Annotated in this window: 1 protein-coding gene; it reads left to right on the forward strand. The window is 67.2% G+C overall.

Going from position 1 to position 1,368, the window contains the following annotated elements; translation table 11 throughout:
* Positions 1-148: 148 nt before the first annotated feature.
* Positions 149-1,363, forward strand: coding sequence for an ISAs1 family transposase (locus BM290_RS46935; protein WP_239144157.1), 1,215 nt, complete (start codon positions 149-151; stop codon positions 1,361-1,363).
* Positions 1,364-1,368: the final 5 nt, after the last annotated feature.

Below are 1,368 nucleotides of genomic sequence, written 5' to 3' on the forward strand. Positions count from 1 at the left end.
CAGGGCCATTGCGTTCTCGCAGGCGGAGGCTCTGAGCTGGGATGGTGTCGAGTGATCGGCCTATATGGAGGCGGATGGAGCGGGTGAAGTCCTCAAGGTGATCATGGAGTTCTTCACGCTGCACAACCACCGAGGACTCCACCCGCCGATGGCATCATCTCTGATCTGCGTACTGACCGTGACAACCCCCAGCCTCGACGCCCCACCACCGCCGGTGACCGACGGTGAACACGGCGGGCTCCTGGCCGCGGTGAGCCTGGTCCCGGACCCGCGAAATCCTCGCGGGGTGCGATATCCGCTGGCAGCGCTGCTCGCCGTCGCGGTCTGCGCCGTTCTGGCCGGCGCCACCTCGTTCACGGCGATCACCGACTGGCTTTACGACCTGGACGAGCCGGACCAGCGACGGCTCGGGTTCGACCGGGGCTTGCCTGCCGGCACCACGGTATGGCGACTGTTGACTCGACTCGACGATGCTCTGGTCAGCAGCGTCCTTGCGGGCTGGCTGCGCACCCGCACACCACCGCTGGCCGTTCCCCGGCCGCGCCGCTACCGGACCGTGATCGCCGTCGACGGCAAGACATTGCGCGGCGCCCGTCTGCCTGACGGCCGTCAAACGCATCTGCTGTCCGCGCTGGACACCAGCACCGGCATCGTCCTCGCCCAGGTCACGGTCGATACGAAGAGCAACGAGATCCCGTCGTTCACACCACTGCTCGACGCCGTGGAGAACCTGCTGGGCAGCCTCGCCGGAGTGCTGATAGTCGCCGACGCCCTGCACACCCAGACCGGCCACGCCGAACAGATCACTCGCCGCGGCGCACACCTGCTACTGCAGGCCAAGGGCAACCAGCCCGGCCTTCATGTCCAGCTCAAAGCCGTTCCCTGGGCGCAGATCCCGGTCGGCGACCGCACCCGCGAGCGTGGTCACGGCCGCAAGGAGACCCGCACGGTCAAGGCCGTCACCCTGCAGACCCCGGGCGGGATCGCGTTCCCGCACGCCCGGCAAGCCATCCGGATTACCCGGACCCGCACCACCCGCGGCAAGACCAGCCGGGAGACCGCGTACCTGGTCACATCCCTTCCCGCCGCCGATGCCCAGCCCGCTGACCTGCAGAAATGGGCTAGACACGAGTGGCTGATCGAGAACCAGGTCCATAACGTCAGAGATGTCACTTTCCGTGAGGATCTTCATCAGGCCCGGACCGGGACCGGACCCGCTGTCATGGCGACACTGCGTAACACCGCGATCGGCTGGCACCGCATCAACGGCGAAACCAACATCGCCCGCGCCAACCGACGCGCCGACCGCCGTTCAAACGACCTCATCACGGCCGTGACCAGCAGCTACCCGAACACGCAATGACCCTG

The sequence above is a fragment of the Actinoplanes philippinensis genome, assembly GCF_900113015.1.
In the GTDB taxonomy this organism is placed as follows: Bacteria; Actinomycetota; Actinomycetes; order Mycobacteriales; family Micromonosporaceae; genus Actinoplanes; species Actinoplanes philippinensis.

Bases quoted from the DNA above. Each gene is read 5' to 3' on its own strand.
- BM290_RS46935 (WP_239144157.1), top strand. From the start codon at position 149: ATGGCATCATCTCTGATCTGCGTACTGACCGTGACAACCCCCAGCCTC.